This window comes from Halobacillus sp. B29, assembly GCF_052246755.1.
GTDB classification, from domain to species: Bacteria; Bacillota; Bacilli; order Bacillales; family Halobacillaceae; genus Halobacillus; species Halobacillus halophilus.
Genome location: NZ_JBQQCM010000010.1, coordinates 90206 through 104522 on the forward strand (window position 1 = coordinate 90206; position 14317 = coordinate 104522).

General features: G+C 41.7%; 11 protein-coding genes. 8 read left to right on the forward strand and 3 right to left on the reverse strand.

What is annotated here, in order from left to right:
- Positions 1-209: 209 nt before the first annotated feature.
- Positions 210-389, reverse strand: a complete 180-nt coding sequence (locus ACTWP7_RS13705) for a YjzC family protein (protein ID WP_014641591.1) — start codon at positions 387-389, stop codon at positions 210-212.
- Between the two features lie 201 nt (positions 390-590).
- Here ACTWP7_RS13705 and ACTWP7_RS13710 point away from each other — a divergent pair, with 201 nt between their 5' ends.
- The 6 genes from ACTWP7_RS13710 (at position 591) to ACTWP7_RS13735 (ending at position 8531) form a co-directional block, all read left to right on the forward strand.
- Positions 591-1163: a TetR/AcrR family transcriptional regulator gene (locus ACTWP7_RS13710; RefSeq protein WP_443123681.1), complete on the forward strand. Its 573-nt coding sequence runs from the start codon at positions 591-593 to the stop codon at positions 1161-1163.
- Between the two features lie 80 nt (positions 1164-1243).
- Entirely contained in the window at positions 1244-4417 is a 3174-nt protein-coding gene (locus ACTWP7_RS13715) for a bifunctional cytochrome P450/NADPH--P450 reductase (protein ID WP_443123682.1), read from the forward strand.
- 270 nt (positions 4418-4687) lie between these two features.
- Positions 4688-4897, forward strand: coding sequence for a hypothetical protein (locus ACTWP7_RS13720; protein ID WP_223254248.1), 210 nt, complete (start codon positions 4688-4690; stop codon positions 4895-4897).
- 339 nt (positions 4898-5236) lie between these two features.
- The gene (locus ACTWP7_RS13725) at positions 5237-5878 is read left to right on the forward strand and encodes a methyltransferase family protein (protein ID WP_443123683.1); all 642 of its coding nucleotides are present in this window, start codon (positions 5237-5239) and stop codon (positions 5876-5878) included.
- A 17-nt stretch (positions 5879-5895) separates the two neighbouring features.
- Entirely contained in the window at positions 5896-7401 is a 1506-nt protein-coding gene (locus ACTWP7_RS13730) for a phytoene desaturase family protein (RefSeq protein WP_443123684.1), read from the forward strand.
- Positions 7402-7538: 137 nt separating this feature from the next.
- Positions 7539-8531: a sodium:calcium antiporter gene (locus ACTWP7_RS13735; RefSeq protein ID WP_443123685.1), complete on the forward strand. Its 993-nt coding sequence runs from the start codon at positions 7539-7541 to the stop codon at positions 8529-8531.
- Between the two features lie 90 nt (positions 8532-8621).
- On the opposite strand, the gene ACTWP7_RS13740 is transcribed toward ACTWP7_RS13735, so the two are convergent.
- Positions 8622-10763 carry an MMPL family transporter gene (locus ACTWP7_RS13740; protein ID WP_443123686.1) on the reverse strand — a complete coding sequence of 714 codons (2142 nt, stop codon included), beginning with the start codon at positions 10761-10763 and terminating at the stop codon, positions 8622-8624.
- A gap of 158 nt (positions 10764-10921) precedes the next feature.
- On the opposite strand from ACTWP7_RS13740, the gene ACTWP7_RS13745 reads away from it, so the two are divergent.
- A complete protein-coding gene (locus ACTWP7_RS13745; RefSeq protein ID WP_443123741.1) occupies positions 10922-11554 on the forward strand; it encodes a uracil-DNA glycosylase in 633 nt (210 codons plus the stop codon).
- 791 nt (positions 11555-12345) lie between these two features.
- Positions 12346-14010, forward strand: coding sequence for a YndJ family protein (locus ACTWP7_RS13750; RefSeq protein ID WP_443123687.1), 1665 nt, complete (start codon positions 12346-12348; stop codon positions 14008-14010).
- 169 nt (positions 14011-14179) lie between these two features.
- Here ACTWP7_RS13750 and ACTWP7_RS13755 read toward each other — a convergent pair whose 3' ends face one another.
- A complete protein-coding gene (locus tag ACTWP7_RS13755; protein WP_139205849.1) occupies positions 14180-14275 on the reverse strand; it encodes a putative holin-like toxin in 96 nt (31 codons plus the stop codon).
- Between the last annotated feature and the right edge of the window lie 42 nt (positions 14276-14317).

A 14317-nucleotide genomic window follows, 5' to 3' on the forward strand; every position in this document is an offset into this window, starting at 1 on the left:
TTTATGAGAAATTAATAAGAATTTATAAGTTTCAAGAACCAAATTTCTTGGTAATAAAGATGGGGAAAACAATGTTCCGCCATTAAAATGTTTTTCTATTGTTTTTATTTTATTTAAGAGGGTATGAATTAAACTAGAGAGGGATTCCAACAAAAAAAGGACTTTTCTGCTCATGCAAATGGCAGAAAAGTCCTAATTGAATAAACTGGTTATGCTTTGGTCCAGTTTGCTTCTTTGTCAGTTGAGGGGGAATTAGGGAACGGCTGACCTTTTTCAATCATAATTTCCGTATCATCCTTGTTGAGCTCACCACCATCGATGCGGCTCACTACTTTATACGTGCCATCTTCCGGCACGCTATCGCCTGTTCTGTAAGTGGTATTTTCCATATTCCTCCACCTCCTAAAGTGTAGAAGAGAACTCTATTTATTTCTCTTCCTTTGGAAAGTGTTTCACAATATCTTACGTCTAAAACAAGATAATCGGTTCTTTTTATAATCGTTAGTAAATAACTAGTTGAAAAGAAGGGTGAAATGGATTTATAATTTAAGAATGAACGTTCATTCCGATGTGAAAAGGAGTCAAGACCCATGCCTGCATCAACGATTAAAAGAGACAACATCTTAAGCAGTGCGCTTATGCTATTTGCTGAGAGAGGGTTTGATGCCACAACCATTCCCATGATTGCAAATGAAGCACAAGTCGGAGCTGGAACGATTTATCGTTATTTCGATAATAAAGAAGTTCTAGTGAATACATTATTTCAATATTATGTAAAGATGTTTGCTGATACTCTTGCAGAAGACTACCCCGGCGATTCATCCATTAGAGAACAATTTCACCATTTGTTTAAAGGAATGACTCGTTTTACAAGCGAACACGAGCATGCCCTTTATTTCATTAAAACTCATAATGGTGCTTACTTTTTAAATAATACCAGCCGTGAAGATTTCGATCGGCTTTTAAACAGATTGAAGCATTTCCTTGATCAGGGAAAGGAAGAAGGAGTTATTCGTGAACTTCCTTCCATGGCGATGATTGCAATTATTTTTGGCGGATTTCTGGAACTGCATCAGTTGGTGCGTTCCGGTAATATCGAAGAAACAGATGATTTATTTATTGGAGTAGAAGAAAGTTGCTGGGATGCTATACGCTATCATTGAAAATTCGATAGTGTATTTATTTTTAGTTAGGAATGAATATTCATTCCGTCATAATCATTAATTTAACGAGGTGACTAATCGTGGAAAAAACAAACAATCTTCCGCAGCCAAAATCCTATGGGCCACTTGGGAATTTGCCGCTTATTAATAAAGAAAAGCCTATTCAGTCGTTTATGAAACTGGCTGATGAATTTGGTCCGCTCTATCAGTTCCAATTCCCTGGCCGTACTAGCAGATTTGTTTCAAGTGCGCAGTTCGCTGCTGAGATTTGTGATGAATCCCGTTTTGATAAGAAGGTCGGTCCTGCTCTGCAAAAGGTCCGTGCATTTGGAGGAGACGGTTTATTTACCAGTGAAACGGAAGAAATCAATTGGAAAAAAGCTCATAATATTTTATTGCCAAGCTTTAGTCAGCAGGCTATGAAAGGCTATCATAATAAAATGGTTGATCTTGCTTCTCAGCTTATTCAAAAATGGGCTCGACTAAATCCGAATGAGGAAGTTGAAGTTCCGGAAGACATGACACGACTAACCCTTGATACAATAGGGTTGTGCGGTTTTAATTACCGGTTCAACAGCTTTTACAGGGAGAGGTCTCATCCTTTTGTTGAAAAAATGGTGCATGCACTTGATGAATCTATGAATCAAACACAACGTTTTGAGCTTCAGGATAAGCTGATGATTCGTTCTAAAAAACAGTACAAAGAAGACATTGATTATATGTTCAACTTAGTTGATCAATTAATTGCCGAGCGTAAGGAAACGGGTGATCAGGGAGAAGATGATCTGCTTGCTCATATGTTGAAAGGGAAAGATCCGGAGACTGGAGAATCTCTCGATGATGAAAATATCCGCTTCCAAATCATTACTTTCTTAATTGCCGGACATGAAACGACGAGTGGTCTTCTGTCTTTTGCCATTCATTATTTGATGAAAAATCCTGATAAGTTAAAGAAGGCCCAGGATGAAGTAGATGAAGTAGTTGGAGAGGATATACCATCCTATAAGCAAGTGAAAAAGCTTAAATATATACGAATGATTTTAAATGAGGCTTTACGTTTATGGCCGACGGCTCCTGCCTTTTCTGTTTATGCGAAAGAAAATACGACGCTTGCCGGTCAATATGAAGTAGAAAAGGGAGAGACGCTTACACTACTTCTCCCTCAGCTTCACAGGGACACTAGCGTATGGGGAGAAGATGTGGAGACTTTCAAGCCCGAACGTTTCGAGGATCCTTCCCAAATTCCCCACCATGCCTACAAACCGTTCGGGAATGGTCAGAGAGCCTGTATAGGACAGCAGTTCGCGCTTCATGAAGCTACTCTTGTACTTGGGATGGTTCTTCAGTATTTTGACCTTGAAGATCATACGAACTATCAGCTGGATGTCAAAGAAGCATTAACAATGAAGCCGGAAGGGCTGACTATGCGTGTGAAAGCAAGACGCGATGCGACTTTGATGCAGCCGGCTCCTATTCAGAAAGAAGCGGAAGGTTCATCTAAAACGGAAGAGCAAAGCGTTCCCGATGCTAATGCTCACCGCATCCCTTTACTTGTATTATATGGTTCTAATATGGGCACAGCAGAAGGAGTGGCCAGAGAACTTGCGCAGACTGGAAAGCTCCAAGGTTTTGATGTGAAGACCGCTCCATTAAATCAGTACACATCTGCTCTCCCTGCAGAAGGAGCGGTGCTGATAGTGTCAGCATCCTATAATGGAAACCCGCCTGATAATGCTGACGCTTTTGTCCGCTGGCTTAAGGAAGCAGATGGAGAAGAAGCTAAAGGAGTAAGCTATGCTGTGTTTGGATGTGGAGACCGAAACTGGGCCAGTACTTATCAGCGAGTCCCAACATTGATTGATGAGGAACTTCAAGCTCTTGGAGCGGAACGGATTCTTGCACGAGAAGGCGGAGATGCGAGTGAAGATTTCGAAGGCGATTTAGAAAAATGGGAAGCAGCGTTATGGCCTGCGCTGGCAGATACATTTAATCTGGAACTTGAAGAAGCCGATGACCCATCCAGTCATGTTTCAATGGAGTTTGTCAGTGGTGTCACACAGACGCCTCTCGCCCGGACTCATCATGCCTTTACAGCTATGGTGAATGAAAATCGTGAATTACAGGTGAGCAGTGAACGAAGTACTCGGCATCTGGAACTAAAACTTCCTGAGGGAGTGAATTATCAGGAGGGGGATCATCTCGGGGTTCTTCCTCAAAATGGAAAAGAGCTGGTGGAACGTGTCCTTAGGCGCTTTCAATTGAAGGGAGAAGAGTATGTAGTTCTAGGCGAAGATACAGGAAAAGCAACTCATCTTCCTACCAGTCAGCCGATCAGCTTAAGAGAGCTCCTAACATCCTATGTTGAATTGCAAGAGCCGGCTACCCGAAGCCAAATCAGGGACTTGGCTGCTCACAACCCTTGCCCGCCGCACAAAATGGAGTTGGAGAAGCTTCTTGAGGATGAGACCTACAAAAGTGAAATACTGGCTCATCGCCTTACAATGCTGGATCTTCTTGAAGATTATTTGTCATGTGAAGTTCCTTTTGAAAGATTCCTGGCTCTGCTTCCACCGCTTAAGGCTCGTTACTATTCAATTTCCAGCTCTCCTCGAAAACATAGTGAGGAAGCGAGCGTTACGGTGAGCGTAGTGAAAGATACAGCTTGGAGCGGAAGAGGAGAATTCAAAGGAACAGCGTCGAATTATTTGGCTAACCGGGACATTGGCGATAAGGTGGCTTGTTTTATTAACACACCTCAATCCAATTTCACCCTGCCTGAAAATCCGGAGACGCCGATGGTTTGGATTGGTCCAGGTACCGGTATTGCTCCATTCCGTGGATTTATACAAGCACGTGAGAACCTGCTCGAAGAGGGTCATCGTCTTGGAGAAGCGCATTTGTATTTCGGGTGCAGGCACCCGGAGAAGGACTTCTTATATAAGAACGAGCTGGAAAAGGCAGCAGATAAAGGGCTTATTACCCTGCATACTGCTTTTTCAAGAATAGAAGGAAAAGGTAAAGTTTACGTTCAGGATCGCTTGTGGGAAGACGCCTCTACCGTTCTTTCGCTACTGGAAAGCGGAGGCTGCTTGTACATTTGTGGTGACGGCAGTGATATGGCTCCCGCTGTCATTGAAAAAATTATAAAAAGTTACCAACACAAATACGAGACGACTTATGATAAGGCGGTTGAATGGTTAGAGAATCTTGAATTAGAAGGACGTCTTGCTAAAGATGTCTGGGCTGGTGCTTAATAAAAAACTCTCCACAAGGCAGCAAACTGCCGGCGGGGAGTTTTTTAAATAGAGTCTGTGAAATCACACTGTTACTTAATGCGGGTAAGCTCTCGTTTGTTTAAGACTCAGTTTCAAGAAAATGGGTCCGTTACGTAAAAAGGAAGAGGGCTGGTTGGAGAATAAGTTGCTTCATTATATAAGTGGAGAAGCTCTTACGTGTAAGCGAGGGTCGCGTAGGGTATAACTAACCATAGATTATGTGGAAGAGGTGATTGGGTGTTTTATTCAGTGACGTTACAAAAAATCATCTTTTTAACTGGGATCGGAATAATTATTGGAGCCATAGTCGGTTTCACTTCCGTGCTCGGGTTTGAATTGGATGGATCTGTTTTTGTTTTATCCATGTTTTTGAGTATTCTCAGCGTATATGCAACAGCTATGTACGCAGAACTCTATCATATCAGGGAAGCAATTAATAAACAGAGAAAAGAGAAGTAAATGAAAAAGGCCGGTGCTTTTGCACCGGTCTTTCTTAATCTATAAAGCTCCAAATTAAAAGTGCTGAATATACAACCACAATTATGATCATAAGGATATAACTTTGTTTGTTCAGCGATTTAAAGATAATATAGAATGTAAGGAGAACAACCGCTATAATAAAGATAGCATATAATATTTCCATTTGCTGTATTCATCTCCTTAGAAGTCAAAAAACTCTTTGAAGATAGAGTGCAGAGTATTTCATAGTCTTTTCTATCTATCATAAATTTAGTTTCTTAATCTTTCAAGCAGTTCGCAGAGAGTGTCCAGCTGTTTAAGCGGGTTGGATTATGGGAAATGCTAGAGGGTAGCAGCTATGAAAAAGAAGAGGGGGAACAAGGTGGCTATGATAAAGCTTTATCCCGGAAATTTTTTGGATACATGAGTACATTCGAAGCCCTTTTTTTACTGGTAACTGCCCTGTGGGTCGGTGAATTCATCCTGTTCCGCAATCGTGGTTCTTCTAAAACTGAAAATCTGGAACGCCAATCGTTCCCCCTTATCCTTATTGCCGTTATATTGGCGATAGCTTTATCACTCATGATGCGCGAATGGAAAATAGGTGTAATAGCCTCTGAATCCCTGTGGTGGTTTGGCTTACTTCTTTATATAGGCGGGGTTGCTTTACGCTACTGGGGGATTATTCATTTAAAAGATCAGTTTACCAGGGACGTGTCTGTAAAGAAAGGTGATCGTCTAGTAAGCAGTGGACCATACCGGAAATTACGGCATCCTTTATATACAGGACTGTTCTTTATCATCGTTGGTTTTTGTCTGGGAGTAGGGAATTTGTGGACAGCTATTCTTTGTGGTGGATTGCTGGCAGCCGCTTTACTACATAGAATTCGCATTGAAGAAGCCATGTTAACGCAAGCTCATGGAGAGATATATCGAAGCTGGTGTCAAACAAGATATCGTTTGATTCCGTTTGTTTATTAAACGTGGAGGTGGAAGTGTTGAAACAGAAAACAGCGATTGTCGTCGGTGCAGGACTTGGTGGTATGTCTACTGCGATCCGTTTAAGCGGGGACGGATATAAGGTAAAATTAATTGAAAAGAACAGCAACCTTGGTGGTAAGTTAAATAGAAGAGAAGGTAAAGGCTTTACTTTCGATACGGGGCCTTCTATTTTAACCATGCCATGGGTATTAGAACAATTATTTGAGAGCGTACACCGTAAGCTTGAGGATTACATAACGGTGGAGCGTGTGGAACCGCAATGGAGAACTTTTTTCGAAGACGGTACGCAGCTTGATGTAACAAGTGATCTGCCAAGCATGCTTGAGGAAATGGCAAAAGTTACGGATCGCCCGAACCGTAAGCTTACGGACTTTCTTTCTTATACACAGGATATGTATGAGTTATGTATGAAGAGTTTTTATAAGTATAGTATTCAGGACTTAAAAGATTTAAAAAGCCATCATAAGCTGAGTGAGCTTTTGAAAATGGATCCATTGAATACCGTAGCCAAGTCGACGCATAAACATTTCGATAATAAATACTTGGAGCAGTTATTCAATTTCTTTGTGATGTATGTAGGTTCCAATCCCTACTCTTCACCTGCCATTTTAAATCAGCTGGTCTATGTGCAGCTGGGATTAGGCATTCACTACGTTAAGGGAGGAATGTATCAGATCGCAGAAGCCATGGGCCGATTAATGGATGAACTTCGTGTAGATATTCACTTGAACACTCCTGTCCAGCGCCTGGTGGTAGAAGGTGAGACAGTAGTAGGAGTTGAAACGGAAGAGGGAGTCGTTCATGAAGCTGATGTAGTCGTATCAAACTTGGAGGCCATTCCTGCTTATCGCCGCCTGGCTCCGCAGACGTCCAAAGTGAAAAAAGAAACAAAAACGCTTCAGAAGAAATTTGATCCAACGGTATCAGGGCTTGTCCTGCTTCTTGGGACTGATAAGAAATTCGACCAATTAAAGCACCATAATTTCTTCTTTTCCGAAGATCCTGAAAAAGAGTTTAAGCAAATTTTTGATCAGGGCAAACCGGCAGATGATCCAACTATTTATATTGGGATTTCTGCAAGGTCTGATGAGACACAGGCACCGGAGGGTAAAGACAACTTATTTGTATTAACCCATGTTCCGCCGCTGACTGATGGAAAACGTAAGCCGATTGACTGGGATCAGTACCGGGAATTAGTCATTGAAAAGCTTGAAAGAATGGGACTCACAGATTTGAGAGATTCTATTGAATTTGAATATCGTTTTACCCCTGAGGATTTAGAGTCCTTATACGGACCTAATGGTGGTTCTATTTACGGAATTGCTGCTGATCGTAAATCGAATGGCGGATTCAAAATTCCATCAAGAAGTCAGGTGTATGACGGACTATACTTCGCTGGTGGCTCTACTCACCCTGGAGGGGGTGTGCCGATGGTTACACTTTCAGGGCAGCTGACGGCCGACTTAATTAAAGAGGATGAAAAAAACGCAGTAAAACAGTAATACGATATACAAGCACACCAAGGCCGGCATTTTGCTGGCCTTTTTTTACTGTTTAAGAACGGTAAGGAGAGGGAAATGTGACAAAATGTTGCTGAAATAATTTATAAATGGAATGAATAGATGAAGGAGATTATTGAATGAGTGATTGGTTAATATTTGTATTATTTTTCTTATCAGGGATAAGTACGTTTTTTGTGGCCTCAAGACTGGCCGTATTCGGAGATGCTGTAAAAGAAAAAAGCCGGGCATCATCAACATTTATGGGAGCTATTATCGGAATAGCAATATCATTGCCTGAACTGACATCAAGTGTGACGGCTATCATTATTGACAGTCCTGATCTTGCTGTGGGAAATCTAATCGGAAGTAATCTTTTTAATATTATGGGCCTGGCTATCTTTGATATTGTTTATAGACGCTACCAAATTTTAACCCATGCTACCGTTGAGAGTAAGCTGTATGGATGGCTGGTCATTATCATGACCTTGATTGTCATGCTTGGATTGACTTTATCTTTACCAACGCATATTTTTCATATAAGCTATACAGCAATAGCCACTGTTTTGATCTATTTTATAGGATCAAAATTAATCAATGACCGTACAGAATATAAAGGCAGAAAAGTGAAGAGAGAGGATAAGAATAAAAAATATTCCGAATATACCTATAAGCAGGTATTATTCCATTTTATTGTGTCCGCTGTATTAATCATGATTATCGGGAGTGTCTTGACAATCACGGCGGAAAGGATTTCTGCTATTACAGGGATTGGAGCTTCTTTCATTGGAGCCTTCCTTGTGGCCATCAGTACATCCCTTCCTGATGCAGTCAGCGTTGGAACAGCGCTTAAGCTTAGAAATTTTAATTTAGGAATTAGTTCTCTCCTTGGCAGTAATGCCTTTAATTTAATGATCCTAGCGATAACGGATCTGATGTACTTTAGAGGGAATCTTCTTCAAGGTTCAAGTCCTGCCAATCTATTAACAGCGGGTGCATCGATTCTATTTATCCTGTTGATTATCATAAGTATTACCAGGAGGAAAGCAAAAGCCTGGAACTATCTATGGCCTTCTTTTCTTATAATAGTAACCTATTTTGTTACGACTTATTTGGTCTTCCAGATTAAATAGAAAAAGCGGCCAAAGAGCCGCTATAAGCTGATCGAAAAATATTAAGTTTTTCGATCAGCTTATTTTTTGCAGAGGTAGAAACTGCTTGTTTCAGGTCTTTTCGGAAACTCTTTTACCTTTTTGGTTATGGCTGCTAAAAGGCAGCCACCAATTCCAGTCACCTAAAAGCTTCATTAAACTAGGAACGAGAAGTAAACGTATAACGGTTGCATCTATAAATATTGCAATAGCAATACCTATTCCAATCTGCTTAACCGGGACGACACCAGTAAAAGCAAAAGCACCTGTAATGACAATCATGATAAGAGCCGCAGAGGTAATAATTTTACTAGTGCTCGCAAGCCCCTCTATCGTTGATTTTGTATTATCACCTGTCTCCAGATAAAACTCGTGAATTCTTGAGATCAGAAACACTTCGTAATCCATACTTAATCCAAATACAAGACTGAACACAATCACGGGTAATATAAGGGCAATATCCGCTTCGTTCAAACCGAAGTGTCCTCCTTGAAAGAGCCATACAAGAATTCCGAAGGTTGAGGTAAGTCCAATCACATTCATCAGGATCGCTTTTAAAGGAATAATAATGGAACGAAATGCGATCATCAAGATGATGAACGTAGAAACGATAATGATTGTAAGAGTTAATCCGATTTTGTCGGAAATCTCCGTATAAATCTCCTGATTGAATTTTGGCTGTCCCCCGAACATCATGGAAACTTCCCATTCATCGTTCGACCAGTCCGTCATGAGTTCTTGAGCTTCGGAAGAATTGGCTGCTACCTTTAATTGAACAGGAATCATTAATTGATCTCCTGAAAGGAATTGTTCTATCGCAGGCTCCAGCTGCTGTCGCGATGCAGACTGCTCCAAAGCAGATGATAGTTGTTCAGGAGAATTTATCCCGCTTGTTGTGTACAGGGTATCAACAGCCGCTACAATCTCTGGTTCTGACAATCTTTCCTGAAGGTCTTTCATTTGTTTTAACCCATCTTCACCCAGCCATTTGCCTTCTCGTTCAGCAATGATGTAAGCGGTACTCTCTTCAGAGCCCATAAACGTTTCGTCAATGGTTTCAAAAGCAGCTCGTGAATCATAGCTTTCTGGTAAAGCGTTAATCGTCGGGATAGATAAGTTCATATTGGTTACAGGGATAACACCAATTATTAAAATCACTAAAGCAGAAAGAGAAATCAAGGCAGGATGCTTCATTACACCACGCGCAAATTTTCTCCATCTTGGTGTTGTATCCTTCTGAAAGGGGATTAATCTCCATTTATTCACGTTCGCACCAAATACGTACAGTAACGAAGGTAGAAGCGTTAAGGAACATAATACTGCTGCTACAATAACCACAGATCCACCGATGGCAATATTCATAAAGATATCTACTTCTATTACACTCATGGCTGCAAGACCGATGAACACACAGACAGCTGAGAAAATGATGGATCGGCCTGCTGTTTCAATCGTAGTTTTTAGGGCTTCGGTTTTTTCCTGTTTTAGTAGTTCTTCACGATAACGATTAATAAATAAAAGAGCAAAGTCAATGCTTAGAGCCAGTCCGATCATAGGTGCAATATTCAAAATGAAAATGGACAACTGTGAGTCCTGACCAATAAGGGCCAGAATGCCAAAGCCGACAATAATGGTGATTCCTCCGATGATTAATGGAAGAATAGAAGCAAGAGCTGTTCCAAAAGCGAAGATTAAGATGATTAGGGCTACCGGAAGCCCGATTAACTCCGCACGTTTTAGATCCTCCTGGCTCGCTTTATTAATATCTTCAGATATGACAGGAGATCCAGTTAGAGAAACTCCTTCTACCTTTCCGGTTATCTCTTCTACCTGTTTAATAGCTGCTTTCATATCTTCGGGTTCTTCTGAAAAATGGATAGAAGCATAAGCAGTCTTGTCTTTCTGCATGGATTCATCATCGAGTGGTGACTGAATACGAGAGGCTATTTCTAAATCCTTTATATCTTCTAAGACGGAAGTGATGGTATCCTCTGAATTATTTTCAAATAATAGTAGAAATGTGGATTCAGGAAAATCAAAGTCTTTATTTAATTTTTCTTCTACCCGTTCATATTCTCCATCTGTGCGGAAGCCGTCGCCTTCTAATAAAGAAGGTAATTGAATAGCAAAATAACCCATAACCAGGGTTATCACGATCCAAAAAGCGAGCAGCCATTTGTGGGTGCGTACGATAAAGGAGGAAATTTTACGCATGATCATCGATCTCCTTCAATGATTTTCTAGGATAATGGTCTCCTACAAATAATACTCCTTTTAATCTGGCTTGCAAACTAAAAAATTCCAGTGTGTAGCACATACATTTCCGTGGAATATAGGTATCAATGAGAAAAAGGAAGGGACAGGTGTCTTTCATGCAATTTCCGGAAGAATTAATTGAGGAAGCAAAAAAAAGAATAGCCGGGTTCGATGTTGAAGGCTTTGTTCTGGGGCAGGGCGATGAATCCGGTGAAATTATGATTGTCGGTGAGGCTCCAGGAGAAAATGAAGCCGTAAAAGGAGAACCTTTTATAGGCAGAGCAGGAGATGAACTGGATAAACAGTTAAATTATATAGGTTTAGAAAGAAAAGACGTTTACATCACAAGTGCAGTGAGAAGTCGTCCATACAAATGGGTGAAGACCACCAAAAAAGGGTCAGGGGGACAGAGGAAAGCAAACCGGAAACCAAATCAAAAGGAGATACTGGCTCATGCTCCTCTCTTGGATTACCAAATCGAGAAAATGGATCCTGAAGTGATCATTGCCCTTGGAGGTGTAGCATATGAACGATTGATGGGAAGAAAGGACAAAATTAGTGAACGAGTTGGGAAAGTAATTCGAACCCCGATCATGCGGCTTGATCGTGAGAAGGAAAAATACGTGGAAACTGAAAAAGACTATCTTATTATCCCGCTCTATCATCCGGCAGCTGTTTTTTATAACCCTAAAATTAGAGAAGATATTTATGCATCACTGGATGAAATGAAAAATAACCTTAATTTATAAAGAAGTTGTGATTTTAAAAAGTTGGCTCTGTTATAGTTTATTGTTGATTTTTCATAAGGCTTATTTTGCAATAGGGCCGGATAGTTGAAGACTCGAATTCAAGATAAATCGTGGTCCGTTACTTAAAAGGTATAGGGTTGGTGGGGAAATAACTCGCTTTCCTATGGGGGAACGGTGAGCTTCCTCGCTCGTTTCACTCCCTGCGGGATCTCACCTAGTCCCTTCTCCCATGGGAGTCTCGCCATTTCCCCACCAGCCCAACTATATTAGGGCTAACGGACCCTTCGTAAAGAGAGTATCCTATCCTCCTTATACCGCCTGAAATGCTTATATAACAGGCTATCCCGCATAGTTCCAGCCTAAAAAAGTATATACGCCCTTGTGATTATTTCTTCTCAAGCGGGTGAAGGATGAACTTGTTTCGAGTTGCTGATTTGGCAAGGTCCGGAGGGGAGCGGGGAGACTCCTGTGGGATAAACATGATCGGTGAGACCCCGGAAAGCGTTAGCTTGAGGAGGCTCAGCACATGCCCACGGAAAGCGAGTTGTTCCCCGCAGGACCTAACTCTCTCTCTAGATATCTCGAAACTGAGTCTTACAGTATCGGTAGCTTTACCTTAATAACAACACGGAAGATTAACAGAGCCCAAAAATTTAAATTGACTGTAGAGGGAGAAGTACTTAGTGAGCATCTCGATTTTCTGTAGCAGAGCTAACCTTTCTGGGGCGGGTTTTGATAAAATATAGAAAAGAGGATGATATGACCGTCCTATGATAGGGGGAGGAAATCTTTTGAAAAATCCCGGAAGTTGGAATGCCCTGGCTGGAGCATTTTTATTTCTAATCTGGGTCATCTTCTTTCAAGGAAGCGGTATTGATCTGGTCTTAGGTTTTGCATTTCTTGTACTTGTCCCCTTGTTACTGGAAGAAGCCGTTCAGAGTGCGGAGGGGAGCCGCCCGGAAAAGTGGCTGTGGAACGTGATGAGCTGCTCTTTGCCTTTTTCAGCTGCAGGTATGATCGCCATTTCGCTGCCGTCAGGAAATGAAGCAGGGTGGTGGGCGGCCGTCTGGTTTTTTTATACACTTCTCATCGCTTTTGGAGGTTTCATGAGGCTGTTGAGCAGAGGGCTCGGACCTGTCGAGGAAACTGTCATTGATGTTGGTTTGATTTACATAGCGATTGGAGGAGGATGGCTGGTATGTTCCAGTGCAGGATGGACTGGTATCTTCCCATATTCAGAGACGATTCTTCAGCTCAACGTGGTTCACTATCATTACGCTGCTTTTGTAGTACCACTAGTGACGGGGTTCTTTGGACGTTACCGTGCAGAATGTAACAGAATTAGGAAGAATTTTATGGTTACCCCATACTTATGGTTAGCAGTCGGAGTGATGGCGGGTTCTTTCATTACTGGTCCTGGTTTAAGTTTGGGGGCTCCTTTTACATCAATTGCAGCAGGGGTTTATTTCCTTGTTCTGGTCTGGCTTTGTTTATGGTGGTTTTGGCTCTCTGTTTATTTTAAATTGTGGATTGGAATGGCATTGCGTGCAGCATCTCTTCTTCTTTTAGGAACTATGTTGCTTGCTCTATTCACTAGTTTGAGCATATGGTTAGAAGTTTATTGGCTGCAGTTGAATACAATCGCTGGCTATCACGGTCTGTGGATAGCGTCCGTTTTTTCCATTTTATCTGCTTTAGCTTGGCGCGGCGTTCATGCTCCACAAAGGCATGCCTACACCGTTTTTCCTATTAGTCATATACGTGCTGGACGAGGAAGTATTAATCCTACAATAGATTATAAACCCTGGGCAGCTTCTCATGAATATGTGACAGGGCTTGTGCATGATTGGAGTCCTTTTAACAGTCCTCATTTTCATTCAGAACACATGGATTCACTGGTGAAAAGGTGGTTCCTACATACCGATAACTTTCATGTTCAAGCGTCTATTCAATGGGCCAGAGGATTTCGATCAATAGCCGACCGGATAAGCCAATGGGGACTCCCGCCATCCGGATCTGTGGCGCTTCAAGGAGAAGCTATATCTATTTCTGACTATAAAGATGGTCGAAACTTGGTGAGAGCGTGGATAACACGTAACAAACAAACCAAGGAACCGCTAAATACAGCTTTATATTCTTTTCATGAACATGCAGGTGAAACCTATTTTAATATAGGTTTCCCTGTACCACATGGAGTCCTGACGGTTATAGGACGGGTTGAGACAGATGGAACAGGGGGGGTGATGTTAGAAACCATGCGGCGTGAGGATGGCCGGGGAGATGAAGGTATCTACTTTACCCTCGGGGAATGGACGATGCGGCTTCCGGTACGCGGGATGTTTCACGTGAAAAAAGCGGAGACAGTAGGAGACTTGCTTGGGGATCTTTGCCTGCGTCTTGGTTATATTAACCTTTTGCATATCCAATATCAAATGAAAGAAATACGAGTAGTATAGTACACCGAAACTAAAGGGCCATAGAAATAAAAGATCGTTGCCTTTTTGCTTTCGGCGTACGCGGAGTGTGCTATAATAAAAGCAAATCAGGCCACAGCTGCGACTGTGACCTGATTGGATACCGTTCGTTTCTTTTCGGTTGAGGACCCTTTCACTAATGTGAAAGGGTCTATTTATTATTGTTCATTTTTATGATCAGCGCCAGGAGTGTAATGATAAATGTCCCGAACGCCAACATAACCATAAGCGCCTCATATGTGCTCATAACTGGCATCACTCCTTTTCTATCGCCACCTAACCTAATCCT